The 25,818-nt window shown below is 46.4% G+C and carries 16 protein-coding genes; 2 read left to right on the top strand and 14 right to left on the bottom strand.

The window, feature by feature from the left end:
* Positions 1-2 precede the first annotated feature (2 nt).
* The 6 genes from BLU98_RS04135 to BLU98_RS04160 all read right to left on the bottom strand — a co-directional run bounded on the left by BLU98_RS04135 (position 3) and on the right by BLU98_RS04160 (position 14,229).
* Positions 3-3,320, bottom strand: a complete 3,318-nt coding sequence (locus tag BLU98_RS04135) for a VCBS repeat-containing protein (RefSeq protein WP_257574692.1) — start codon at positions 3,318-3,320, stop codon at positions 3-5.
* Positions 3,317-6,643 carry a VCBS repeat-containing protein gene (locus tag BLU98_RS04140; protein ID WP_092722459.1) on the bottom strand — a complete coding sequence of 1,109 codons (3,327 nt, stop codon included), beginning with the start codon at positions 6,641-6,643 and terminating at the stop codon, positions 3,317-3,319. The genes BLU98_RS04135 and BLU98_RS04140 overlap by 4 nt, the downstream gene beginning before the upstream one ends.
* 66 nt (positions 6,644-6,709) lie before the next feature.
* Entirely contained in the window at positions 6,710-8,275 is a 1,566-nt protein-coding gene (locus BLU98_RS04145) for a RagB/SusD family nutrient uptake outer membrane protein (protein ID WP_092722297.1), read from the bottom strand.
* A 23-nt stretch (positions 8,276-8,298) separates the two neighbouring features.
* Positions 8,299-11,352, bottom strand: coding sequence for a SusC/RagA family TonB-linked outer membrane protein (locus tag BLU98_RS04150; protein WP_092722299.1), 3,054 nt, complete (start codon positions 11,350-11,352; stop codon positions 8,299-8,301).
* A 158-nt stretch (positions 11,353-11,510) separates the two neighbouring features.
* Positions 11,511-12,866 (bottom strand): Gfo/Idh/MocA family protein, encoded by a 1,356-nt coding sequence (locus tag BLU98_RS04155; RefSeq protein ID WP_092722301.1) that lies wholly within the window; start codon positions 12,864-12,866, stop codon positions 11,511-11,513.
* Positions 12,867-12,876: 10 nt separating this feature from the next.
* Complete coding sequence (locus tag BLU98_RS04160) at positions 12,877-14,229, bottom strand: 3-keto-disaccharide hydrolase (protein ID WP_092722303.1); 1,353 nt, start codon at positions 14,227-14,229, stop codon at positions 12,877-12,879.
* 151 nt (positions 14,230-14,380) lie between these two features.
* Here BLU98_RS04160 and BLU98_RS04165 point away from each other — a divergent pair, with 151 nt between their 5' ends.
* On the top strand, positions 14,381-15,235 hold the full coding sequence (locus BLU98_RS04165) for an AraC family transcriptional regulator (RefSeq protein WP_092722305.1): 855 nt from the start codon (positions 14,381-14,383) through the stop codon (positions 15,233-15,235).
* A gap of 5 nt (positions 15,236-15,240) precedes the next feature.
* Here BLU98_RS04165 and BLU98_RS04170 read toward each other — a convergent pair whose 3' ends face one another.
* Positions 15,241-16,137 (bottom strand): serine hydrolase, encoded by an 897-nt coding sequence (locus BLU98_RS04170; protein ID WP_257574693.1) that lies wholly within the window; start codon positions 16,135-16,137, stop codon positions 15,241-15,243.
* Between the two features lie 88 nt (positions 16,138-16,225).
* Between BLU98_RS04170 and BLU98_RS04175 the strand changes: the two genes are divergently transcribed.
* Positions 16,226-16,933 (top strand): DUF4197 domain-containing protein, encoded by a 708-nt coding sequence (locus BLU98_RS04175; protein ID WP_092722309.1) that lies wholly within the window; start codon positions 16,226-16,228, stop codon positions 16,931-16,933.
* Positions 16,934-16,971: 38 nt separating this feature from the next.
* On the opposite strand, the gene BLU98_RS04180 is transcribed toward BLU98_RS04175, so the two are convergent.
* The 7 genes from BLU98_RS04180 to BLU98_RS17520 all read right to left on the bottom strand — a co-directional run bounded on the left by BLU98_RS04180 (position 16,972) and on the right by BLU98_RS17520 (position 25,777).
* A complete protein-coding gene (locus BLU98_RS04180) occupies positions 16,972-20,127 on the bottom strand; it encodes a WD40/YVTN/BNR-like repeat-containing protein (RefSeq protein WP_092722311.1) in 3,156 nt (1,051 codons plus the stop codon).
* 37 nt (positions 20,128-20,164) lie between these two features.
* On the bottom strand, positions 20,165-23,062 hold the full coding sequence (locus tag BLU98_RS04185; RefSeq protein WP_092722313.1) for a VPS10 domain-containing protein: 2,898 nt from the start codon (positions 23,060-23,062) through the stop codon (positions 20,165-20,167).
* Positions 23,063-23,072: 10 nt separating this feature from the next.
* Complete coding sequence (locus BLU98_RS04190; RefSeq protein WP_092722315.1) at positions 23,073-23,255, bottom strand: hypothetical protein; 183 nt, start codon at positions 23,253-23,255, stop codon at positions 23,073-23,075.
* A 109-nt stretch (positions 23,256-23,364) separates the two neighbouring features.
* A complete protein-coding gene (locus BLU98_RS04195; protein WP_092722317.1) occupies positions 23,365-23,802 on the bottom strand; it encodes an HvfX family Cu-binding RiPP maturation protein in 438 nt (145 codons plus the stop codon).
* Positions 23,803-23,811: 9 nt separating this feature from the next.
* The gene (locus BLU98_RS04200) at positions 23,812-24,552 is read right to left on the bottom strand and encodes an HvfC family RiPP maturation protein (protein ID WP_092722319.1); all 741 of its coding nucleotides are present in this window, start codon (positions 24,550-24,552) and stop codon (positions 23,812-23,814) included.
* Positions 24,539-25,369 (bottom strand): HvfB family MNIO-type RiPP peptide maturase, encoded by an 831-nt coding sequence (locus BLU98_RS04205; RefSeq protein ID WP_092722461.1) that lies wholly within the window; start codon positions 25,367-25,369, stop codon positions 24,539-24,541. The genes BLU98_RS04200 and BLU98_RS04205 overlap by 14 nt, the downstream gene beginning before the upstream one ends.
* 66 nt (positions 25,370-25,435) lie before the next feature.
* Entirely contained in the window at positions 25,436-25,777 is a 342-nt protein-coding gene (locus BLU98_RS17520) for a hypothetical protein (RefSeq protein WP_139173829.1), read from the bottom strand.
* Between the last annotated feature and the right edge of the window lie 41 nt (positions 25,778-25,818).

A 25,818-nucleotide genomic window follows, 5' to 3' on the forward strand; every position in this document is an offset into this window, starting at 1 on the left:
GGTCATTTAAATTGTATAACCATTGCACTATCGTTGTTCCTTGCCGCTATAAAAGCAGGCTTGCCATTGATATTGATTGATCTGATATGTCTTGTTTGTCCTTTTAAGATAACCCCATTCATTGGCTGGCACTCGAACCTGCCGCCGCCTTTGTTGATGGCAACAGTTCCATAATCTGCATCATACCTGCCTAATTGAATACTGTTCTCATAATAGTTGCCCGTTAACAAAATATCGGGCAGGTTGTCTCCATTAGCATCTACTACTACTGCATCGCGATAAGGACTCAGCTGCGCCTGCCAGGGCAATGCTTGCGCTGTAAAATGCAGGTTGCCCTTGTTTAAGAAAACCGTGTTGGAAAAATCATCAGCCGTAAACACTTGCGCAGCCTGTAATTTCTCATTCGAGAAAATATCTTTTAAGGATGCGTTGGCAAAATCGGCTGCATACAGGAATTTCTTTTTGATAATCGGTATTTGTTTTTGCAATTCATCTTTATTCGCTAACGGTATCTCTTCCTTCCCTATGTAATAAGTCAGTATCTGTTCTTTGGTTCCGTTATTATCGAAATCATTATAATACATGCGAACAGGCTGTTCTTTGCTGGCCTGAAGCTTGGCATTCAATCCAAGGTTTCCGGCCACCAGGTCCAGCTTACCATCCCCATCAATATCCACAGGCAAAATAAAATTCCACCACCCTTTTTTATCCGTCAGTTGTTTGATGGTAAAAGACATTTTATGATTGATGAAAGCATAAATACCCATCCATTCTCCGCAAACAATAAGATCTTTATTACCATCTCCATCCATATCTGCCCATACGGCATTGGTAACCATGCCAATATTGGAAAGTCCTTTGGCATACTGTTCCGTTACATCGTTGAAATGCCCTTTACCATCGTTCAACAATAAATAAGAACGGGGTATTTGTCCGTATTGCCAGGGCACTGCTCTTCCACCAATGAAAAGGTCTGGATGCCCGTCTCCATTGAAGTCGCAGGGAACAATACAGGATTGGGTTGCATAGATGTCACCAAAAGCATTCTCCGATCTTGTAAAATTGCCTTTACCATCGTTGAGGTATACCCTTGGTTTCAGGTGTATATCCTGCCCGTAATATTCATTGCCGCCGCTGGCTACCACCAGGTCGATGTTACCGTCATTGTTCACGTCAACAAAACTGGCATCTACATCTTCATACATGCTATCCAGTTCCATAGCAGGTTGCTTAACCTTCGTGAATTTTCCATTTTTTGTTTGCAGGAAAATCGCACTGTGAAATGTTTTAGAAGCCCCTATGAATACATCTTCCAATCCATCGTGGTTGATATCGGCAACTGCCAGTGCGGGTCCTTCTGTAGATACCATGTGGGGCATCAAGGACTCCCTGTTGAATTCATTGAAAGGATTTTCCCGGTGTAGGTAATTCAACCCGGTTTGGGCAGTGATATCTGCAACAGGTCTTGTTGCATCTTTCCAATAACCTGTTATCTTGGCATAATCAAACTTGGGTAACCCTTTCTGATAGGTGAATGATTGAAGCGGGCGGTCTATATTGATTTTTTGAAAACTATGGTCGGGCCATATCAAAAAGGCGGAATCAACTTTGGTGTCTGCCAACCCAACGTGCAACGGCTCCTCCATGCTGGACTGAAACCCCCTGACGGGGAATTTCTCATAAGTACGGATGCCATTATTGGCAAACAATACCAGCCTGGATCCGACTGCGTTGATGTTGTTGGCCGGTCCCCTTAATTTTATCGTTGCATACGGTCTTGATTGGTGGTCGTTGCATGTATTCTTGTACACGAGTACCGGATCATCAATATTGTTCACTACTATGTCCAGGTCTCCATCGTTATCCAGGTCTGCATAAATAGCTCCGTTTGAAAACGTAGGTATGTCATGCGCAATAGCAGCCTGCATATCTTCAAACCGCAGGTTCCCCTTATTGAGATAAAACTTATTCGGGATCTTCACTTCCGGGAATTTATCCACCAGCGACATGTCTGTCTTGCTCAGGTTGTTCGATTTGAGCTTTTGTTGTATCTCTTCCCCGGAAACAAAATTGATGTAATCAATATCATTCATCCTTTTGGGAATGCCATTGGAAACAAACAGGTCTTTCAACCCATCGTTATTGAAATCCATCCAAAGTGGCGCCCAACTCCAATCGGTTGCATACACACCCGAATAAAATCCCGTTTCACTGAAATGGTTGTTCCGCCTGTTGTATTGAAGATTGTTCCGGGCATATTGGTAATTATACCCGAAACTGATCTTGTTTTGAAAAATATCGTATCCATCTTCTCCCAGCGATCTTTTTAAGATAGCCGGATCAGATGGCAGCATATCCATTGAAATGATTTCGGAGAAGCCATCGTTATCTACATCGGCCGCATCTACTCCCATAGAAAACTGACTGGTATGCATCAATTGCTGGCTGTTCATTTCAGCAAAAGTGCCATTGTGCTGGTTGATGTACAGGTAATCGTTCTCGTGAAAATCATTCCCCACATATATATCCGGCCAGCCATCGTTATTGATATCTGCTACTACCACTCCCAGTCCGTAGCTAATAGCCGAACTATTGATCTTTGATTGCACGGTTACATCTGTGAAATGCCCGCCATCGTTTCGATACATACGATCTCCCGAAAGTGCATCATAGGTTCCCAGGAAATTGGCCCGGGGTGCATATCTTGCTTCATGATTAACCGCATGGTTCAGCAAGAACATATCCAGGTCGCCATCGCCGTCGTAATCGAAGAAAACAGCCTGTGTGCTGAATCCAGAAAAATCCAACCCATACTGTGCTGCTTCGTCCTGATAATAAGGAACACCATTCCTGATGCCTTTACAAACCAATAACTGGTTCTTTCCGGCCAGCATACCGAAATGCCCCACGCGGCATATATAAATATCCAACAGGCCATCATTGTTGATGTCTACCACCGATACACCCGTGTTCCATGCTCCGTCCTGTGGTATATTGGCGGCTTTACTTACTTCTTTAAAATGCATGCCGCCTTCATTCAGGAACAAGGCATTATTGCCCTGGTTGGCTGCAAAGAACAGGTCTATCTTTCCATCGTTGTTAAAATCACCTGCTCCTATTCCCGCACCATTGTAATAATACATGTACTTGAACAGGTTAAATTCCGGCGTGGGGTGCATTTGGTTCCTGAACGTCAATCCCGTTGCCTGCTGGTCAAGCACAGTAAACAAAGGCGCTCCTTTTTTCGCAGAATGGCAGGCAACCAATAATAAAAAGATTCCCGTCCATCGAATGATGCTGCACATGACTGGTTTACTCACTTGCGGGATGATTTTATTTCATAAAGAACAGGGTATTCACTGTTTCGCAGGAACAACAGGTTCCTGTTGTTTTTTGTTCTGATCTCCTTGATATCCCTAACCTGTCCGGTCAGTTCAAGGCCGGACCGGGCATAGTCGAGCACTTTGAATTTCTTTTGCCCTTCATTCAACAATACCACACCATAACTGGCATCCAGTCTTCCGAACTGCGGCGGAAATCCGAATTCATTTCCACCTATTACGATGTCTGTTTTGCCATCATTATCGATATCCGTGCAAAGAATGGCATTTGCCGAAGAGAACTGTACCGGTGCAGGCAACTTTTCTACCGTGAAATGCATGTTGCCATCGTTCCAGGCAATGATGGAACCCTGGTAATTGAATACATTCACTATCGATGATTGGATAAGGTTCGCAGGAAACAGGTCTTGTATGGATTTGGTAGCGAAAGACTCGTGTTTTAAATTTTGTTTTTTCAGGGATGGTAATTGTTCCTCCACATCATGCTTCAGGAAAACAGTCACGTCTTTTTGATCAACAGTCCGGGTAAGTATCTTTTCAAAACTCCCATTCATATCGTAATCGTTCATCCATAGTTTCACAGGTTCTGCAGGGGTTGGATGCAGGTAGCCATTCTCTCCCATATTCCCGATGATCAGGTCTTTTTTACCATCGCCATTTAAATCGGCAACAGCAATAGAGCGCCACCAGCCGGACAATCCCGACAAATTGGTTTTTTTCTCCTGGAAGCGATGGTTCGTGTAAGAGAAAATTTTCGGCGCCATCCAATCGCCCACAATGATAAGTTCTCCCTTTCCATCCCCGTCGATATCGGCCCATACGGCATCCGTTACCATTCCTATGTTGGCTATTTGTGGCGCTATTTCTTTGGTTGCATCTCTGAAATTTCCCTTACCATCGTTTACGAGTATCTCACTCGCCGGACTCATACCATAACGGTAAGGTATGTTCCGCCCCCCCACAAATAGGTCCAGGTCGCCATCGCCGTCAAAATCAAAAGCCACTACCACACCCGTATTGGCGTTGGTATGCTGAAAAGCGTCAGGCACCACAGTAAAATTGCCCTTCCCGTCGTTCTTGTACAGATGGTTGAGCATGAGAATACTGTTGGGTAGTTGTTTGTCGCCACCTGCACCTACAAACAGGTCCAGGTCGCCATCGCCATCACAGTCGAACAGCAGGCAGGCAGTGCCTTCTATACCGGCATCATCTTTAAAAGCCTTTACGGGCTTCTTCACAAATTTCCCATCGGGTGTTTGCAGGTATAGTTGTCCCCCTTTGTTATTCGATCCACATATATACACATCCTGCAAGCCATCGCCATTCACGTCGCCAACTGTTGCCTTAGGCCCTTCTTTGGAGAGCATGAGCGGGATATTTCTTTCCGTATACAATTCAATGAAATCGTCGTCTTCGTGTTTATCAAATGTTGCTGGCACTGCTACAAGTGCCGGGTTGGTTATTGTTTTTTCTGGATGATAGAGATGGGAATTATCCGAAGGTTGTTTGATAGCATGCGTTGTATTGATAGCAAGTTGGCGGTAAGTACTGATGGTTCTGTTAGGCCAAATAATTTCAACAGAGTCAATAACGGAAGTTTTTCCCAGTCCTATAACGGCCTTATAATCTACCGATGATTGAAAGCCGCGGCTGGGAATAATTTCCCGGCTCAATACCTGGCTTCCTATAAACACTTTGATCTTGGAGGCAATAGCGAAAGTATTACCAGGCAACCCTTTCAGAGAGAAAGCAATATAATTGTTCTTATTTTTCTCTCTACTCATGTTCCGGTAAATAAATGCAGGCTGGTTCACATTATTGATCACCAGGTCCAGGTCGCCATCATTATCCAGGTCGCCATATGCTGCCCCATTCGAAAAAGACGGCTGCGTAAAGCCCCATTCATCTCCCACATCATCGAATTTCAATTTGCCGGAGTTTCTGAATGCTTTATTCTTCAGCGGAACAGACGACATTTTATTAATGATGGCTTCCACTTCATCTTTTTTGCCCGACATCACCATCTTCCTGACAATATCATTGGCAAAAAAATCAATGAAATCCTGGTTGGTGAGATCATGGTATATGCCATTGGAAATATACAGGTCGGTATACCCGTCGTTGTCGGCATCGAACATCAGCGCGCCCCAGCTCCAGTCCGAAGCAGGAACACCGCAATAATTAGCTACTTCCATGAACTTGCCATTCTTGTTGTTCAGTTGAAGTGCATTTTGCATGAACTGGTGATAAAAGCCTGATTTTTCTTTGATTCGGTACACATCAATATTATCGAATGAAGTGGTGGTCTTTAACCGATAATGATCTGCCGGTAGCATATCCGTAGTGAATATATCGGGATATCCATCGTTGTTAATGTCTGCCATGTCTGCACCCATCGAGGCCAGGCTGGTATGTTGTACCCTGTCTTCCAGTTCGTCTTTGAATGTTCCGTTTTGTTGATTGATGTACAGGTAATCGCGTTCAAAAAAATCATTCGAAACATAGATATCAGGCCATCCGTCTCCATTCACATCTCCCACCGTTACGCCCAATCCAAAACTGATAAGGCTTCCATGTATGCCCGCCTGCTGGGTCACTTCTGTGAAATGACCATTGTCGTTTCTGTAAAGATGATCGCCGCCGCCTTTTAACATATCGGGCACATTCCATTTTTGTGCCGGTAATTCTCTTTGATTGGCGTAATTCAGGGTGTTCACAGGGATGGGACTGTTATTAATGATGAAACAGTCCAGATCGCCGTCACCATCATAATCAAAGAAAGAAGCCTGCGTGGTATAACCGTCGTTATCCAGCCCATACTCTTTTGCTTTTTCTGTGAAAGTAAGGTCGTGGTTATTGATGAAAAGCTGGTTCTTTCTCAATTCGGGATCAAGCATGTTGCCGGCATTGCAAACATAAATATCCAGCCATCCGTCGTTATTGATATCTACCAGTACTACACCGGTGCTCCATTGTTTTTTTGCGGTAAAACCGGCTTTCTCTGAAACATCTTCAAACTGGAAATTGCCTTTGTTTAAGTAGAGCTTATTGCTCCCCTGGTTAGCGGTAAAGAAAATATCGGGCAGCCCATCGTTGTTGAGGTCACCAATGGCAACGCCGCCGCCATTATAAAAGTTCCTGTAATTGAATACATTGAAATTACTGCTCTCTGTTAGTTTGTTTTCAAAATGAACAGCGCTGTTTTCAACCAGGCTGAACAATCCGTCTTTTTGCTTTTGGCGACAAGAGAGGTATGGTAGAACAAGGAAAATTAAAACAACTGTGAGGTGGTGCCGCTTCATACGTAAATATAAAGAAAGGCCATTAATACAATGGCCTTTCAATTTTATGATCAACGGGATTTACGATCAATATCCGAAATTCTGTTTGAGGTTCGGGTTAGATGAAAGTGCTATGTTGGGGATGGGGAATACTACCCTTGAAGGATCAGAAGCAGCGGGTCTTTCTCCAACCGGGTTATTGAATACGCCATACCTGATCATGTCGTTCCTTCTCCAGGTTTCGAGATACAGCTCCCTTCCTCTTTCTGCCAGCAACGCTGTAAGATCAACATTGGCCAGCAGCGGTGCATTCCTGCTGGTACGGATACTGTTTACAATAGCTAAAGGAGTTTCTGCATCGGTACCGCCTCTTAAAATAGCTTCTGCTTTCATCAGGCGTGCGTCGGCCAAACGGAAGAACACATATTCGTTCTGGCTGCTCCATCCGCCATTGTTGATGGTAGAAGGATCCAGGGGATATTTCACGGTACGGATACCTTTTGTTTCAGAAGAGAAGAACAGGCTCACATCGGAGGTGAACACCAGCGGGTTTCCGCTCCTGTCTTTCAGGTTCACGATCGGGTTTCCGATCTTACCACCCTGGGGACCCTGTATCTGGCCTACCAGGAAACCTACATTACTTCCCACCTGATCGGTATAACCTGGCAGCGCCATTCCTTTACGCATGTCGCCATCGCTGAAGCTGTTGTAAAAATCAGCCAGTGTGGTAAATCCGTTCCAGCCACTGGGGGCCTGCGCATAGTGGAAGCCCATGCAGGTAGCCCAAACAACGTTGATACCGCCACTGTTCTGGCGAACAAAAATATCCTCTGTTGATTTTGTGCCATTATCCCATCTGAAGTTATCCCAGTAGTTGGCAGAGATAGACAGGCTAGGATTAGCAGCAATGGCATTACACAGGCTGATCACTTTATTCATATCAGCCACGTTGAATGTATACGGTCCTGCAGGTTTGGTAGGATCCTGCTTATACACTGCTTTGTTCAGATAAGCTTTGGCCAGCAGGAACTGAGCTGCTTCTTTCGTAGCCATATTCCGGTTGGTATGGTTAAAAGACGGCAGGTTTGGAATAACGGATTCCAGTTCACTGATGATGAAATCGATGGCCTGTGAACGGGTATACACATCAGGAATAACCGCAGCCGCAGCCGTTGCAGGCCTGTGTTGTACCTGTCCGAATAAGTCGCACACCACATAAGTGAAATAAGCGCGCAAAAACTTGGCTTCGGCCTGTGTTTGTCCGGTTGCAGTTTCCGCTAAAAGGGTGGTCTGGAACAATGCACCATTCAAGCCATTCCAGGTATCGTTGATCTGGTTGTGTGAACCATCCCAGGTATGCAGGTGCAATTTGCGCCAGGTTCCGAAGTCATCCCAGTCTGTACCGCGTGTGGGTCCCAGGATCTCATCGGTGGTATGTTCCTGCATGGCATAAGAGTTGCCCTGCCCTAATAATTGGTTCAGTTGCTCATACACTTTCGACAAAGAAGAAGGTGCGGGAGCGCCTCCGGCAGTGGTCGGCGCTATGGAATTGGGGTCTTTTATCTTGGTATCCAGCTTGGTACAGGACGTGATACCCACCAGTGCCATCAGCGTTACACCCGGAGCTAAGTAATATTTGAATATATTTTTCATGATAATTGTAGTTTTTCGGTTAATTAAAATCCAACATTGATACCCAATGTAACGGTTCTTGGTTTAGGATAACCGGTATAATCAAATCCACGGGATGGAACACCGCTGATCTGGTGGTCAATGTTGACTTCAGGATCCAGGCCTGAGTATTGGGTAATCAATGCCAGGTTTTGTCCTGATGCTGTAACCGTCAGCGTTTTAATCACCTTGCTCTTCTTCATGTTGAATGAATAACCGATGCTGGCGTTGGACAATCTTACGAAATCTCCTTTCTCCAAAAATCTTGTAGATACACTACCCGGGTTGATCGGGTTCTCGGGGCTATTCGCTACAGTATAATTCACATTGTGTGCTGTTTTGATACTTCCTTTCAGGAACAGTGCATTGGCTGTATTGTTGTACTCGTAGAAGCCACGCACTGCATTAAAGAAAATGCTGGCATTCCACCTGCCCCAGGTAAAGCTGTTAGTCAAACCTGCCAGGAAGGTAGGTAATGCGCTTCCTTGTAATTGATCTTTTCCGCCTGCTGCATACCTGGCATTTCCGTTACCGTCAAATCCCTGGAAAGTAGGCATCTTCCAGGTAAATAACGGATACCCATTGGCAAATGTTTGTGCATAAGCGCCGGACAATCCCTGCCCGTTCACCGCACCTGTATTTACTGTTACATTGAAGTCCTGAACCCTGTTCTTAATAAGTGACATATTATAACCGATATTCCATGTGAATTTACGGCCCTGTATAGCACTATAATTCAAACCCAGTTCCACACCTTCGTTGGTAACATATCCGGGAAGATTCACCCACCAGAAAGCCTGGGCAGAGAAGCCGCCCGGTGTGGGTGTATAAAAGAGCAGGTCTTTCCTTTTAGTATAATAGTAATCAATAGTACCGGTGAGCCTGTTGTCCAGGGTAGCAAAATCCAATCCAACACCGGTAGTGGTAGATTGCTCCCATTTCAGATCGGGGTTACCCTGGTGCAGGAATTGCGTTTCAGGCTGGCCTGAGTTACCAACATAAGTCTGCTGCAGGTTCACCGCGTCATAGGCGCCGATACCATCCTGGCTACCCAGCTTACCGTAGTTGGCACGGATGCTGAACTCACTGAATATCTTGCCGAGACTATTGGCTGCAAAACCTTCTTTCAGCAGTTTCCATTTGGCCGCAAAAGCGGGAAAATAGCCATATTTATTATTGGTACCAAACTTTGAAGAACCATCAGCGCGCATAGTAGCTGTCAACAGGTACTTATCGGCGATAGTATAGTTGATACGACCGAAGTATGATTGCAGTTCATATTTTGTATAATCGGGAACAAAATTGTAAAAGTTCTTGAATTGACTATAATTCAATGCAAACACGTCTGTAGCTTTCACCACTGGTGTGGCCAGTCCCCAGCCAACCTGTCCTGCATAAGTCGCTTCAGTGCTCTGGTAAGAATAACCTACTACGGCATTGAGCACTTGGTTGCCGAATGATTTATCATAAGTAAGGGTATGTTCAACCAGTACCGATTTCAGATCCAGGTTCTGTTTGGTTCCCCGCCCGTTACCTTCAATCTGGTTTCCGAGATCTTTACCAAAAACATTGTTAGTACCACCAAAAGCATTACTGCTTAAACGAGGGTCAGCAAAAGAAAATCTTTCACTGGTTGATTTGTCGTATCCGAAAGTTGCTTTATAAACCAATCCTTTGATGAGCTCATAAGAACCACTCACATTCGTCAGGAAACGGTTGTTTTTATCATTATCATTAAAATAACTGAGCATTTCCGCTGGGTTCCTGTTACCATCCTTGGGATCGAAGAACGTTCCATCGGGATTGTAGATTGGATAAGTGGGGTTGAATGTGATGGCCGCTCCCAGCAGACTTCCCTGGTATCCGGCGTTATTGCTCAAAGGTGGGTATTGGTTTTTAACCCTGGAGTAAGTTGCATTAATATCGAACCTTAATCTGTCGTTCAGGAATTTCTGCGTTAAGTTGGCTCTGACAGTTGATCTCTTCATACCACTACTTTTGATGATGCCCTGAATATCGTCGTAAGAGCCACTCAATCGTAAAGCGGTTGATTTATGTGAAAAACCCCAGCTAAGGTTATAATTCTGGTTAATGCCTGTACGGTAAATCTGGTCCTGCCAGTTGGTGCTGTATCCTTTATCCACCAGTTGCACGGCTGCTGCTGCATCGGCAGGGTTGGTACCAGCATCGATATTCGCTTTTTTAACCGCCAATAAAAAATCCTGTGCATTCAGCAAATTGTACCTGGAAGCCGGTGTAGCAACACCGGTAGATACACTGGCCTGAAAGCCGCCTGTGCCTTTACCGCTTTTGGTGGTAATGATGATTACACCATTCGCACCACGTGAACCATAGATGGCTGCCGAAGAGGCATCTTTTAATACGCTGATGCTTTCGATATCACTCGGGTTGATAAATGCAAGCGGGTTCCTGGGTGAAGAACTACCCAGCGAAGTGTTATTACCTGTAGTACCTCCCGGGCTAATAGGTACACCATCTACTACATACAAGGGTTCCTGGTTGCCTCTGATAGAAGCAGATCCCCGGATATTAATAGTAGCAGCTGCTCCCGGTTCACCACTGGCAGGTGTTACAATCACACCCGGTGTGCGTCCCTGCAATAGTTCATCCGGAGTAGCAATCGCTCCTTTGTTAAAATCCTTTGCGGTCAGGGCTGCAACCGAACCGGTTGCATCTTTTACTTTCCGGGTACCATAACCGATTACCACCACATCACTCAGTTGTTCGCTCACGGAACCCAGGCTTACCTGGATCGAGGTCTTGTTTTCAATACTGACCTCTTGATTAGCATAACCTACTGAGGAGATGACGAGTGTTCTGGCAGATGCGGGTACATTGATCCTGAATGCACCTGTTGCATCGGTCTGGGTACCTGTCTTGGCCCCCTTAACAGTAACCGATACAGCAGACAAAGGGCTTCCATCTTTTCGATCTGTGACCTTACCAGTAATTGTTTTGGTTTGAGCCTGTACTAGGAAAGAGCATAGGCAGGCTAGTAACCCCATAAGCATGGGTTTGGCAAGCTTCGTAAAATTCATAATGGCAGTTTTTGTTATTAAGCGTGTACAAATTACACATAATTCTCTGAAAATTAACTTTTAACAAAGAATTTTCAAAGAAAAAAAGCACAATATTAATATTGTGCTTTTTTATACTGCCTTATGAATAATAAAGTGACAGAAATATTGTGATAAAATCAGTATTTAAATACTTTACCGCCTGCCATTACCTCCTGTGTTTTTTCATCGAACGTTACTTTCATACCAGTATGTGCAGCCGCAGTGGTCATGATATTGGCAATAGAATGAGCATAACCTGCTTCCACCGATGCATGAGGCTGCTGTCTGCTGCGCACACATTCCATCCAGTTCCTTACGTGTGCCGAAGTGAGGCTATCTCCACCTGTATTGGCTGAAGTTGCTACCTTTTCTACTTTCTCCACGAGGTTCATCTCGGGCAGCAGGTTGGGTTGCATATGCATGGCGCTCGCGGGACCGGCTTTCAGTCCCCCTTTGGGTGATACTTTATTGGTGATCAGGTTGAGCTCGCCACCGTTGGAATAATACATTTCAGATGGATTCTCATCACCATTGTGCATTCTTGAAGCGAATACCACCTGGAAGCCTGTGGTGGGATCGTTCTCTGGACCATAATCGAATACAGCAGTGATGGTATCCCAGTTGCGGCGTCCGTCTTTCCACTGGTATATGCCTCCGTTCGCAGCTACGCTGCGTGGATGTTTCAGTCCGGAGAACCAATGCACGGTATCGATCTGGTGCGACATCCACTGTCCGGGTAAACCCGATGAGAACGGCCAGAACAAACGATACTCCAGGTATTTGCGGGGATCCCATGCTTCATGAGGCCTGTTCAGCAGGAAGCGGTTCCAGTCGGTGTCTTCCTGTTTTAGTTGCGCCACCAGGTCGGGCCTGCGCCAGCGTCCCGGCTGGTTCACGTTCCAGGTAAGTTCTACCATGGTAATGGGACCGAACTTGCCAGCCTGAATAAAATCGGCCGCTGCCTGGTAATTTTTACCACTCCTGCGCTGCGAACCGATCTGTACAATCTTACCCGATTCTTTCACCGCTTTCAATGCCGCACGGTTGTCTTCCATTGTTTCGGCAAATGGCTTCTCCACATACGCATCGCATCCTGCTTTTACCGCTTCGATCGCATGTCTTGCATGCGCGAAATCGGGTGTGCTGATGAATACGGCGTCAATATTCTTCATTCCGTATAATTCTTCGTTGTTACGGCATCCCACAATATCATGCCCCATGCGTTCTTTCAACACCGCCATACCTTCCTCTCTCCTTTTCTTCCAGAGATCGGATACTGCCACCATGTCGAAATTCAGTTCCTTGTAATGGTTTTGAAAACAAGGCAGGTGCGATTGGCGGAAACGGTCGGAAAAACCTACTACGCCCACTCGCACGCGGTCGTTGGCGCCGATGATATTGGCGTAACTTTTTGCACTGAAGCCCAGGCTGGCGGCATAAACGCCTGCTGTAGCCTTAGCTGTTTGTTTGATGAATGTTCTGCGGTTTGACATATAAGTGTTTTTATTTTAGTTCCTGAATTTTGATACTTCTGAAAGAAACGTCATTGCCATGATCCTGCAACAGGATATGTCCCTCCGGCGCCATGCCGAAGTTGGGCCAATGCGCATATTTACTGCGGGCTACCAACGCATAGAAATATTGTGTACCACGCTTGTAGTCGAGCATTTTCCAGCCGTTCAGGTAATGCTCTACCCTTCCATCAGGATAAACAATTACCATACCGCGGTTCCATTCACCAACCTTTCTTCTGGCCCTGGGTTCTTTTATGGAAGGAATCAAATCGTATAAAGAGGCAAGTGTTCTGTTGCCATCCGTACCCATCTTGGCATCGGGGTGTTTGGCATCATCCAGTATCTGGTATTCGAGGCCGATAGCAGAGCCCGTGTTGTTTTCTTTTTCGGTTACAAAATATTTCACACCACTGTTGGCGCCTTCGGTGATTTTGAATTCGAACTGCAACACAAAAGCGCTATACTCTTTAGTGGTAATAATATCACCGCCATTGGTTGATTCTTTACCATTAGAACCCAGCACATTCAATGTACCGTCTTTTACTTCCCATCCTTTTTCGGGGAACTTGTCTTTATAGGCGCCTCTCCATCCATTGGTGGTCTTTCCATCGAACAACAATACTACATGGTTCTTTTTCTCCTGTTCCGACAAAGTATTGGGCAGCAGGTTCACTACGAAAGTATTATCATAAGGAGTAGGCTTCAGGTTCCTGGTTTGTATGCGAATGTTACGCCAGCGGATCTGTTTGCCGGCTTTTTCCTGCTTACCGATAGCGTGCACCTGTAAAGCGATGAAACCTTTGGGTGTCATATCATCTACCAGGCTGGCAGCCGCCATGCCATTGATGAAAGTGCGCATGGAATTACCAATGCATTCAATGCGGCATTTGTTCCACTTGCCTAACTTGAATGCGGCTTTGGCTGCCGGGTTGTAATCGAGCGGGTAGAGCCAGTCGCGACGGGCCTCATCATAAATACCGGCCGTCCAGGCACGGGGCGAAGGATCGATCTCGAACTGGTAACCATGTACCCTGCCATTGTTATATTCCGGTTTGCTTTCACTGCGGAACTGCACACCCGAATTCATAACACTATCGAGCTTGAACTCGAATTCCAGGATAAAATCGCCATAATCTTTTTCTGTAGCCAGGAAGGAATTGGGTTCTCCCGATACGGTGGTTCCTACAATTTCTCCATTCACCGCCTCAAACTTGGCATGCCCGTTGAGCGGGCGCCAGCCTTTCAGGTCTTTTCCATTAAACAGGCTTTGCCATTGGGGAGATTGCGCAAAAGCCGAAGCGCTAAGGGCTATAGCGCAAGCAAGCAGAAGTCTTTTTTTCATAATAGCATCAAAAATTTGCCCGCTCAAGTTAGCAGTAATCGTGTGAAAAAGCATTCTTCCCGATTCACTATTCATTTACCTCTATATGCATGCCATTCCGCATAATTCATTAATTTTAATACAGCCACCTTATTGAATACCATCGATTGCTATGAGAACAGAATTTGAAACCGTACGTGCCGACGAAGGGAGCTCCTTCCGCCTGTTGCATCAGGTCTTACAAGCAGAAGATTATAGCTGGAGTTACCACTATCATCCCGAATATGAACTGGTTTATGTGGTGGGAGGGCACGGCCGCAGGCATGTGGGTAACCATTTGAGTTATTATGAAAACGGCGACCTGGTATTCATGGGTAAGAACTTACCGCATTCCGGTTTTGGATACGGAGCCGTGGGAAGCCACGAAGAAGTGGTGATACAGTTTACAGAAGATTTCCTGGGCGAGCGTCTCCTGCAAACGCCTGAATTTATTGCCATTCAAGCCCTGTTCTTCCGCTCCATGCAGGGCATTCATTTCAGCCAGTCTGTTCAACAATCCATCGGGAAAAAACTACGCCGTCTCCGGCAACTCGATCCGTTTAACCGGTTAATGGAATTGCTGCAGGTCTTACAAACCCTGGCATCAACCCAGGAATACCAGTTACTGAATGCTGCCGGGCAATCGTACGACTTCAATCAGAAAGACGAAGTGAGGTTGAAGAAGATATACGATTATGTTACAGAGTACTACCAAAAACCAGTCAATATCCGCGAAGTAGCCGATCTGGTTTCGCTTACGGTTCCGTCTTTCTGTAATTATTTCAAAAAAAATATGCGGCTCACTTTCACCGATTTCGTCAATGAATACCGTATCAACCAGGCCAGTAAACTGTTACTGGAAGGCAGCAGCATTGCCGATGCCTGCTACGCGTGCGGCTTTAATAATATTTCCTATTTCACCCGCCGTTTTCGCGACATCAAAGGAAAAAGCCCGGGGCAATACCGCAGGCTTTCCCACAGGGCATAACCCATTCACTTTGCTTGTTGCATATAATGATAGAACAGGCCTGATACCACTGACATCGCCTTCGTGGCAGCGGCATCGTCTGCCAGTTGTTTCGACAATAATACCAGTACATATTGCTTCCCATCGGGCATGTATACAATACCCGAATCATGGTGTACCCCGGTAATAGAACCAGTCTTATGCGCCACTTTTATACCCGGCGGCAGTCCGGCAGGTATCACGCTGCTGTCTTGCTGGTCAAGCAATACATCGATCATGCTTTTAGAAGCAGCAACGCTTACGGCTTTGCCCAACGACAGTTGTTCGTAGATCAGCATCAGGTCATAAGCGGTGGTCGTATTATTCAGTCCCTTATCAAAAGCTTTCTGGTCTTCCACACCCCTTAACACCTGTATGTCTTTGGCTCCCATGGAACGCATGGTCTTTGTTACTTCTGCGCCGCTCACCATTTCCATTAAAATATTGGTGGCCAGGTTGCTGCTCCGGATGATCATTTGCCGTACCAGTTCTTTCAGGAGCATTTTGGTTCCTGTTTGATGATACAAAGCCTGCTGGCTGTCGTCGGTACTGTCTAGCTTATAGGGGCTGCCATCCACTATGCTTTTGAATGCATTCTTCACTGGTATTGAATCGTTGAGGGAGAACCTGCCCGCTTCAGCCTGTTTAAACACTTCAATCATCACAGGTGTTTTCATGGTGCTCGCCGCGTGGAACGATTCATGTTCGTTCCACAAGAGGGTTTCGCCGGTGGACAGGTCCCTGAAAGCAACAGCAAAAAATCCTTTTTGCAGGGCGAGCGTATCTTTTACCTGCTGCATGAGTTGTTCGGGAGAAAGCCGGGACTGAGCAGTAGCTGTTTCGATCATGGTCATCAATAATAACAAGAATCTAATCCTTTTCATACTTCAATTTACAAAGAGAAATAGTATTTTGATCCCATTATCATATCAATTGGCATACAATTGGTACGCACAACATTAAAATCCAGTTATGAAGCAACTCGCCACATCCGTACTATTGATGGCAACCTTTTTCCTTTCCGGTTGCAGTACTTTAAGAAATGTTTTTTTATCTGAATCCGATGCTGCCAGCGCCATTCGTGAAGCGTTGATCCTGGGGGTCAACAACGGGTCTTCTGTACTCGGACAAAAAGGCGCCTTTGGCAAAGACTTAATCCTGAATGCCATCCTGCCGCAGGACCTGCAAAAAGTAGTAAGAACCCTCGACCAATTGGGCTTTACCCCGCAACTGAACCGTTTCACGACTACATTGGAAAATGCTACTGTTGAAACGGTTGCCAAATCTACGCCCATCTTCCTCAGTGGTATCAGGCAACTGACCATCCGCGACGCCGTTACACTCGTAAAGAACGGAGGCACTTCCGCTACCGATTATCTTAGAAGGAGTGTCGGTGACACCCTGCACAGGGCAGTTACGCCAATCATGCGCAATATGCTCGATCAATACAATATCTCGCAAGAATGGAATAAACTGGTGAGTCCCGCCAAGCTGCTGTTGGGCAACAAAGTAGAACTGAACCTGGGTCTCGACAATATTATGGCCTTACTGGTGGTGAACCAGATGTTCAAGAAAATTGAAGAACAGGAAGTCGCTGTTCGTACCAACGCACAGGCCAGGACTACTCCGCTCCTGCGGCAGGTATTCGGCCGGGATTGGAGTAATGTCAACGTTCGATAATCATATCCGGAACCCCATCATCATTTGCAGATTACCCGTTATGGTTTGAAACCAATGACGGGTAATTTTTCTTCATGTATCAGGTTATTGAATGATGCCAGGTCATTACTGAATATATTGTCAAGTTTTTGCAATTGCTGCACCGCCTGCCCATTCAATTCTGCAAATGCTTCCTTTGCCTGTTTGCTGGGTGTCGTATTTCCGCTGGATACTACCCAGAAAATACCGGCAATCTTATCATTCAACCGGATGGGATAATTCAATACATCCTGTCCGCTCTTCGCTTTGGTCTGGTACAATGTTTCTTCTATTGCCGTCAGTTTTGTTTTGATGCTGTCTGCCTCTTTGCGAACATCTTTTGTTGTAGCCGTATCCAGCTTCGCCGTAAAATCATTGATCTGTGTTCTTACTTCCCGGATACGTTTGATGGCTTTCTGGATATCGCTGAAACTTTGTTTAACATCCAATAAAAACGAAACCGTGTTGTCGTAATCCACTTCCGTCATACCATAAGCTGGATTGTCTTTGATCACAAAAGGTACATCCATCGAATCTTTTTCATAGCGGAACCTGGCCATGTACTTGCCGGGGGCCGCTTTTACTGTTCCTACATTGCCGTTCCACAAAATCATATTATCGATCTTTTCTGCAGGCGGGTAATTCATATCCCATACAAACTGGTTCATGCCGCTGCTGAAATCTATCTTATCAGCTTCTTCTTTAGCATTCTTGCTGAAGGTTCTGATGGGCATATTCTTTTTATCGAAAACAGTAATGGAGAATTTCGTTGAATCATTCGCCTGCTTCAGGTAATAATTGATGACTGTTCCGTTAGGCGGATTGGTACCTGTATTGGGCGGTGTTTCCATCCCTGCTTCTGAACGGGCCCTTCTTCCTCCGCCCTCCATCCGGTAAGCATCGCTCACTGTAAACACATGCCAGGATTTACCGGTGGTAGATCCATCTTTTTGCTGTATCACACTTAAATCGTCAATGGCCCAGAAAGCTCGCCCCTGTGTGGCCACCAGCAGATCATTGTCTTTGATCGTAAGATCGGTAACCGGCACCACGGGCAGGTTGAGCTGGAATGATTTCCATTGCGCACCGCCATCGTAACTGATGTACATGCCGTATTCTGTACCGGCATACAATAACCCGGGCCGCTTTTGATCTGCACGCAGGCAACGGGTAAAATGCATGTTATTGATGCCATTGGTGATCTGCTTCCATGTTTTACCGTAATCGGTGGTTACGAATATATATGGCGCATAATCATCGAGCTTGTATTTGGTTCCCACAAAATAGGCGGTACCTTTTTGGAAAGGATCGGTTTCTATACAGTTCCACATCATCCATTTCCCTGCCTGCGGTGGTGTTACATTCTCCCAATGTTTGCCTGCATCTTTACTTACGTATACCAATCCATCGTCGCTGCCGGTCCACAAGAGGTCTTTTTCCAGGGGAGATTCCGTTGCGGTAAAAATGGTACAATAATATTCTACCGAAGTATTGTCTTTGGTGATGGCGCCTCCGCTGGAAGCCTGTTTGCTTTTGTCGTTCGTGGTGAGATCGGGGCTGATGGTTTCCCAACTGCGTCCCTCGTTCTCCGTTACGAATAACTGGTTGCCGCAAGCATAGAGCCGTTTGGGATTGTGTGGTGAAAAGAAAACAGGGAAGTTCCATTGGAAACGGTATTTCTGTACATCAGCGCCGGCGCCCATAGGATTATCGGGCCATACATTGATGGCCCTGTTTTCACCTGTCTTATGATCGAGCCGGGAAAGATAACCACCATAATTACCACCATACACGATATCGGGATTCAATGGATCAGCCACCACATAACCACTCTCGGCGCCTGCTGTAGGATCCCAGTCGCGCTCGGTGATACCTGCACCTGCCGAGCGGCTGCGGATGCGCACGGTAGAATTATCCTGCTGTGCGCCCAGCAAACGATAAGGATAGGCATTATCGGTTGTGATGCGATAGAATTGCGCCGTAGGCTGGTTGTTCATGGTACTCCAGTTGGCCGCCGCATCGAAACTGATCTGCGCACCCCCATCATCCCCAATGATCATCCGGTTGCCGTCTTCCGGATCGATCCAGAGATCGTGGTGGTCGCCATGCGGCGTGGAAACGGGTTGAAAGGTTTTACCACCATCCTTGCTGCGCATGAATTCCACATTCAGGCAGTATACCAGGTTATCGTTCTTGGGGTCTACAAATATTTTGGAATAATACCAGGCGCGCTGGCGAATATTATTATCGCTGCTCTGCAATGTCCAGCTGTCTCCGCCGTCGTTGCTCACATATAAACCGCCATTGGCATTCTCTATGATAGCAAATATTTTATCCGGATTGCTGGGTGCAGATGCTACACCTACAATACCCCAGGTGCCTTTGGGCATCCCTTTTTTGGTAGTGAGGTTGGTCCAGGTTTCGCCACCATCGGTGCTCTTCCACAAACCACTGCCTTCACCGCCGCTTTCCATGTTATAGGGCCTGCGTATCACATGCCACATACCGGCATACAATACAGAAGGGTTACCTGCTTCCATTACCAGGTCTGAACAACCGGTCTGGTCATTGGCATACAACACCTGTTTCCATGTTTTACCTCCATCGGTGGTTTTGTATACGCCTCTTTCTTTGCTGGGTCCGAATAAATGTCCCATCACCGCTACCCATGCCGTGTTCGGATCTTTGGGATGTATTACGAGGCGGATGATGTGCCGCCCTTCTTTCAATCCCAGGTTATGCCAGCTCCTGCCACCATCATCACTGCGCCAGATACCTCCCAATCCTTCCGACACATTGCCACGCAGGGTATTTTCACCCTCACCTGCATACAGGATGGTTTCATCACTGGGCGCTATGGCTACTGCACCAATCGATCCGCCGAAATATTTATCTGAAATATTTTTCCAGTTACTGCCGCCATCTGTTGTTTTCCATACACCGCCACCCGTAGCGCCAAAATAGAAAGTGGTCTTGTTTTTATAACTGCCGGTAACAGCAGCGCACCTTCCACCGCGGAAGGGACCTATCAAACGATACTTGACATTCGAAAAATAAGTCGCGTCATTATTCGCGACAGGTGTTGCAGTAACAGGCTTTGTCTTTTTTTTCTCCTGTGCAAGGGCCGGCACGGTTAAAAGGCCGATCGCAACCAGCAGGTAGAAGGCTTTTCTCATGGTGTAACTGTTTAGCTAAAATTGGGCAATAAATGTATCAATGTTTAGTGGAATTCAAAGATTGCAATTTTTGCTGCCAACGTTTTACTGCTGCGATGAGCTGTTCGGTTGGCGGATTATCTGTTTCTTCCAGTTGTTGTAAGAGTGATAAAAATGCATTTTTTACTTCGGTATATGCCGACTCTCCTTTCTCCATCGCTCTCCTGCTGCCTTCATAACAGATCATGGCATAACGGTGCTGATCAGACAAATCTTTCAACGATGTAGTCACCCGCGGATCCATTTTTACCTGTAAGGGCTGCACATAACTGCTTCCGTTCACCGTGAGTGTAACCGTATAATTGCCGGGCATCACCCAGGGCGATCTGGGGTCAGGAGCTGTGTTCCCATAAATAGCGGCAATGGGAAATGAAACCGGAACCGGTAACGGCGCATAATGCAGGTCCCAGGTAAAGCGATGCGCTCCTGCTGCAGTGCCCAAGCTTTCCTGCGGACGTATCCAATACAAAGGAATGTTCACTGCCGGCAATGCATAAGGCTGATCGCTGTTACTGAATTTTCTCACCGATTTTCCGTTGGCATCTTTTATCTCCAGGGTAACGGCACCTGCCGGTACTTCCAGGAAATAATCAATGATGGCGCCATCGGGCGGGTTTTGTCCCGCCGGCTCTTCCTGTGGCAAAGGCGTATCGGTATTCATGTTCCAGCGCACACGGATAGCTTTTTGTGGGCGGAACAAAACAGTCTGTGTTGTAGTTGTTTTTTGTGCAGCCAGTTGGCGCAGTGAAGTGATGTTATCGAGTATCCAGAAAGAACGGCCATGGGTGCCTACCACTATGTCATCATCTTTGATCACCAGGTCGCGGATGGAAGTAGCCGGCATGTTCAATCGCAGCAGTTGCCATTGTTCACCATCGTTGAACGATACATAAACAGCCGTCTCAGAACCGGCGAATAACAATCCTTTCTGGTAAGGATCTTCCCGTACCACATTGATAGGATCATTGGGCAACCCGTTCACGATCTCTTTCCAGCTAACACCATTGTCGTTTGTTTTATAAATATGCGGATGCATATCATCGAGCCTGATCCTGTTCACAGCTGCATACGCTGTGCCCTTATCAAAATGACCGGCATCCATCAATGATATCTTGCTCCACGAATCAATAGCAGCGGGTGTTACATTTTTCCATGTCTTGCCACCATCGCGGGTGAGTTGTATCAAACCATCGTCTGTGCCGCACCAGATGGTGTTGCTGTCTTTGGGTGATGGGGCTACTGTGTAGATCACTCCCCTGCGTGGCATTTTTTTCAGCTCATCTGTAGTGAAGATGCCTACACTGGCGGGGATATCCCAGGTGCTTCTTGTTAAATCGGGACTGATCTCTTTCCAGGAATGCCCACCGTTATTGGTTTTGAACAACACATTGCCGGCAAAGAAGAGTGTCTTAGGATCAATGGGTGAAAAAAGAACCGGCGCCGTTCGCAGGAAACGGTACTTACCGCTGCGCACCGCTTCGGGTGCGATGTTTTGTACCTGGCCTGTGCGTTTATTATACTTTGTGATCTTTCCTCCGTAAATAATATCGGGGTTCAACGGATCGGCGGCTACATAACCATATTCTTCTACTCCCACCGGATGCCATTCGCGGAATGTAACCTGTCCGTCGTTGCCGCGGGATGCAATACCTACAGAACCGCTTTCCTGTTGCCCTCCATATACGTTATACGGGAATGCATTATCGGTACTCACATGATAGAACTGTGCAGTAGGTTGATTATACCAGGATGAAAAAGTTTCGCCACCGTTAACGGTAATGATGGCGCCCTGGTCCGATGCAATGAGCATGATATTGGTATGTTCCGGATCTATCCATATACGATGGTAATCATCTCCGCCCGGCGCCCCCCTGAAATCTTTCCAGGTATTGCCACCATCGGCAGACCGCCATACCACTACATTGGCTGTATATACGATATCGGCATTTTTAGGATCGGCCTTTACTTCTGCAAAATCGCTTCCACGGCCCCAATACCTTCCGTCGTTGCTGATGCTGGTCCAGCTTTCTCCTGCATCATCACTTCTATACATTCCTCCATACTGGCCCGCATCTACTGTTGCATACATACGATTGGGATTGCTGGGTGCAATGCAAAAACCAATACGTCCCAATCCCTGCTCTGCCGTAGGCAACCCTTTGGTGAGATGTGTCCAGGTGTTACCGCCATCAACAGATTTATACAATCCGCTACCCGGACCATTCCAGGCGCCGTTCTCCCACGGGCCCTGGCGACCGGCCCACAAATCGGCATAAACGATATTGGGATGTTGCGGATCGATAGCTACCTGTATGGCGCCTGTGTTCTCATCTTTATACAATACCTGTTGCCATGTCTTGCCGCCATCGGTAGTGCGGTATACGCCGCGCTCTTTATTGGGCCCATAGGGATGTCCCAACATGGCTACAAACACACGGTTGGGATCATGCGGATCAATGGCAAGACCACCTGCCTGTTGTCCTTCACTCAATCCCAGGTGTGTCCATGTTTTACCCGCATCGGTTGATTTATAAATACCATTACCTACTGAAAGATCGGGTCTTTGCAAGCCTTCACCGCTTCCTGCATAAATGATATTGGGATCGGAAGGAGCTACTGCTACATCGCCGATAGAGCCTGTAGACTGCTGATCGAAAAGCGGAAACCATGTGCGGCCATAATCTGTGGTCTTCCACACGCCGCCATTGTTCACACCAATGTAAAAAGTACCAGGCTGCTGCGGCACACCTGCTGCGCCTACGGTGCGGCCGCCGCGGTGCGGACCGATCATCCTCCATTTCAATGCCTGTAAATAACCTGACGGGGTGTTTTGTGCAAAAGAAAAAACAGCTGGCAACGCTATTGTTGCCAGCAAAGCAATTCGAAGGTATTTCATCTGTGTATTTTTAAGCTACTACTGTCTTTATCGTTCCGGAAGCGATCAACGAAAATAAACCCAATATCAATCCGGAAACAACACCGATCACCGGCACTATGACCAGCTGCATTACCCGGGGGTTCTGACCGGGCATTTTTGCATTCATTTGCGCGGCCATATCGGCATGATGCGCCATATATGTATCGTACAAGATCAGGTGTACAGCGATGATCCATACACAATTAAAAATACACTAAAAAACTAACTATATCTATTAAATGAACCTTATTTCTTCTGGAATGAGCTGGCTGTGCGTCTTTTTACGACCTCCGGCGGATCAGGTAGTCGACACTCCATTTACCCGGGCCATATACCAACAGGGTCAGGAGCATAATGGTATAATAAAGGGGTATCTCAAAGCCGTTATCGGCTGCTTCAAAACCATTGGTCCAGTGTACTGTTTTGATGGCTACCAGCATGGTAATCACCAGCGGTATAGCAATCAGCCGCGTACCCAGTCCCAATACCAGCAAGACCACTCCCAGCATTTCCGTACCTGCCGCCAGGTAAGCGTTGAATACTGGCGCCGGTATACCAATGCTGCCAAACCAATCAATGACACTGTTGATATCTTTCCATTTCATTTTGGCCGGTCCGTAAAAACCATAGGCCAGCACCAGTCTCAATAAGAGCAAGGGTACAGCAGCTGATTTTTCAAGATGACCAACCAGCGAATAGTATTTTGTTGAAATAGACATATAGGGTGTTTAAAAAATGATCAATTCTTGCGCTAAGGCGCTTTTGAAAAAAAGATGCATGGCCTGCCTGTCGCTTGCTGAAGAAACGATACCATAATCTTTCTCCAGCGTTTCCAGCAGTTCGTCAATAGTAGCTGGCGCCTCTTCCAGTAAAGAAAGTATGATGGCCAATGCAGGCGAGAGATCGGTGAAGATCACCGTACCGGCTGTATTCCGGTGTGCCGCCAGGAAATAATTTCCTTTATCTGCGATTGTGATATCATGTGCCGGTTTAAGATGCACCGGGTATTGAAATGAAAACAATTGATGCTCGGGGTTGATGACCAGCTTGCCGGTTTCCAATGAATAGGTAGCTGCCGGCTTTTCTCTCCTGTCTTCCATCATGAACAACTCCACTTCCGCCCATTCAAAACACAATAATTCTTCAAGGAAAGGATATTTTTCCAGTAGCGGATGTTTTACCGTTACCAGGTACTGGTAAAATTCTTTGGGCATATACCATACCTGTGGCGACTGGCAGGGGTGATGCGTGAAGAATTCATTCACCAGGTTCTTCCATTCAATTGCACCAAGTAAAGCGTGTGTCAACGGGTAAGCATTTTGCAGCATATCATCCACTACATTGTACACAAGCCTCCTGTAATGACTGATGTGTTCGTTGTGGATACCGGGAATGGGTTCCAGTTGTCCGCTGCGACAATAACCGGCCAGGGCCGACTGGTACCGGCGGGTAGTATCATGCAGTAACATAGGATGGTTGTTTTAAAGCGGCTGTTTTGATGGTGTTCAGCCTGTTTATTTCTTCCTGCAGTTCTTCCAGTTCAGGGATATTGAAATCTCTTTCGAGTAATACCGGTACATCCCTGCCAAGCCTGCGCATGGTATAATCGAAGAGCTCATAAACAGGATCGATAATGGCTTCGCCATGCGTGTCGATGATCAATGTATCGGATACCTGTTCGTGTCCTGCCATATGTATATACCGTACACGTTCCATCGGCAGTTGATCGATGAATGCTTTGGCATCGTAACGATGGTTGAAGCTGTTCACATAAACATTGTTCACATCCAGCAACAGATCGCAATCGGCTGCTTCCAATATAGCATTGATAAAATCAATCTCTGAGAGTTCGGGTGCAACCGGACTGTAATAACTCACGATCTCGATGGCCATTTTTCTTTCCAGCAAATCCTGTACTGTTTTGATACGTTCCGATACATGTGCTACTGCATCGGAAGTGAAAGGGATGGGTAATAGATCGTACAAATGTGCGTTATCGCATTTGGCATAGCTGAGGTGTTCCGAATAAACAAGGGCTCTGGTGGATGCCAGAAATTGTTTCAGCTTCTTCAGGAATGCAAAATCAAGCTCATCCGGACTGCCGATCGAAAGCGACAAACCATGTGTAAAGAGCGGATATTTTTCCAGGGCTTCCCGGAATTTCTTGTTCCAGAAACCACCCACTCCTATCCAGTTCTCCGGTGCCACTTCAATAAAAGCAGGTTGCAATGTGCTGCTTTGGAGGAAAGCTTCGGCGAAGTCTTTCCTGTATCCGATTCCTACCATATCCATTGGTTTAAAAGTGAAGAATAAGGACAGGCTACCAACGTAACCCGTCCTTACCGGAAAGGATTACATGCCGGATTTTGTTTTTCCGCTCTTGTCCTTGGTCTTGTTGGCTTTTTTGCCGTCTTTCTTGTGACTACCACATTTACCTTCTCCGCACTTGCCTTCGCCACATTTCCCATCCTTTCCTTTTTTGCCCATGGTTGAATCGGCTTTCCCTTTCTCACCGCATTTCAATTCCAGGCTCCTGCTAACAGCAGTACGGCTGAGCAGGTTACCCCTTACCGCTTCTCCTGAGCCCATATTGTTGTAGTGAAAGGTTCCGGCAGCATTGGCTGCAATACCTGATACGGCAATCATGGCTCCTGCGAGGATAGAGCCGGCTACGATGTTTCTTTTCTTTTCCATTGTTGGATGGTTTTAGTTTAAAAAATGATGCATTTGCAGGA

Source organism: Hydrobacter penzbergensis (genome assembly GCF_900106985.1).
Classification (GTDB): Bacteria; Bacteroidota; Bacteroidia; order Chitinophagales; family Chitinophagaceae; genus Sediminibacterium; species Sediminibacterium magnilacihabitans.

Excerpts from the sequence above, each read along its gene's own strand:
- BLU98_RS04145 (WP_092722297.1), bottom strand. The coding sequence starts at position 8,275 with ATGAAAAATATATTCAAATATTACTTAGCTCCGGGTGTAACGCTGATG.
- BLU98_RS04205 (WP_092722461.1), bottom strand. The coding sequence starts at position 25,369 with ATGGTAGGAATCGGATACAGGAAAGACTTCGCCGAAGCTTTCCTCCAA.
- BLU98_RS04140 (WP_092722459.1), bottom strand. The coding sequence starts at position 6,643 with ATGAAGCGGCACCACCTCACAGTTGTTTTAATTTTCCTTGTTCTACCA.
- BLU98_RS04155 (WP_092722301.1), bottom strand. The coding sequence starts at position 12,866 with ATGTCAAACCGCAGAACATTCATCAAACAAACAGCTAAGGCTACAGCA.
- BLU98_RS04160 (WP_092722303.1), bottom strand. The coding sequence starts at position 14,229 with ATGAAAAAAAGACTTCTGCTTGCTTGCGCTATAGCCCTTAGCGCTTCG.
- BLU98_RS04185 (WP_092722313.1), bottom strand. The coding sequence starts at position 23,062 with ATGAAATACCTTCGAATTGCTTTGCTGGCAACAATAGCGTTGCCAGCT.
- BLU98_RS04170 (WP_257574693.1), bottom strand. The coding sequence starts at position 16,137 with ATGAAAAGGATTAGATTCTTGTTATTATTGATGACCATGATCGAAACA.
- BLU98_RS04200 (WP_092722319.1), bottom strand. The coding sequence starts at position 24,552 with ATGTTACTGCATGATACTACCCGCCGGTACCAGTCGGCCCTGGCCGGT.
- BLU98_RS04180 (WP_092722311.1), bottom strand. The coding sequence starts at position 20,127 with ATGAGAAAAGCCTTCTACCTGCTGGTTGCGATCGGCCTTTTAACCGTG.
- BLU98_RS04165 (WP_092722305.1), top strand. The coding sequence starts at position 14,381 with ATGAGAACAGAATTTGAAACCGTACGTGCCGACGAAGGGAGCTCCTTC.
- BLU98_RS04150 (WP_092722299.1), bottom strand. The coding sequence starts at position 11,352 with ATGAATTTTACGAAGCTTGCCAAACCCATGCTTATGGGGTTACTAGCC.
- BLU98_RS04175 (WP_092722309.1), top strand. The coding sequence starts at position 16,226 with ATGAAGCAACTCGCCACATCCGTACTATTGATGGCAACCTTTTTCCTT.
- BLU98_RS17520 (WP_139173829.1), bottom strand. The coding sequence starts at position 25,777 with ATGGAAAAGAAAAGAAACATCGTAGCCGGCTCTATCCTCGCAGGAGCC.
- BLU98_RS04195 (WP_092722317.1), bottom strand. The coding sequence starts at position 23,802 with ATGTCTATTTCAACAAAATACTATTCGCTGGTTGGTCATCTTGAAAAA.